The sequence below is a fragment of the Vibrio sp. 2130-1 genome, assembly GCF_033339515.1.
Genome location: NZ_JAWOUT010000464.1, coordinates 1 through 605 on the forward strand (window position 1 = coordinate 1; position 605 = coordinate 605).

General features: G+C 57.0%; 1 protein-coding gene. It reads left to right on the plus strand.

Going from position 1 to position 605, the window contains the following annotated elements; translation table 11 throughout:
• Window positions 1–605: RHS repeat-associated core domain-containing protein (locus R7Q09_RS26860; protein WP_318144037.1), on the plus strand; the 605-nt coding region annotated here is incomplete at both ends.

The following is a 605-nucleotide window of genomic DNA, read 5'->3' on the forward strand; positions in this document are numbered from 1 at the left end:
AGAACCGGCTGGTGGCCGCAACGGTCGCGGGAGTGACTGTAAGCTACACATACAACCATCTGGATCAGCGTGTAACCAAGACCCTAAACGGGCATACCCGGCTGCTGGTTTACGACCTGGCAGGAAACCTCATCGAGGAGCTGGACGCGGCCACTGGAGACGTGCTGGCGGAGTACATCTGGCTCGATGGGACACCCTTGGGCTTTGTTCAGTCAGGACAGACCTACCAAGTCCACGTCGATCACCTGGGCACCCCGAAGGCACTGACCGACGTCAGCGGCCAAGTCGTTTGGAAGGCGAGCTACAGCCCGTTCGGTAAGGCCAGCATCATCATCCAGGGGCCAACCTTCAACCTGCGATTCCCAGGACAGTATTACGACGCGGAGACCGGGTTCCACTACAACTGGCGGCGTTACTACGACCCAGCGACCGGGCGGTACATTACCAGCGACCCTCTTGGCCTGATCGATGGAGTAAACACCTACGGGTATGTGCATGGAAACCCTATGTCCAATACCGACCCGACGGGTGAATTTGCGTTTGTTGGTGCAGGTATTGGAGCTGGGTTGGAGCTACTTAGCCAACTAATCGAAAATAATGGGAGT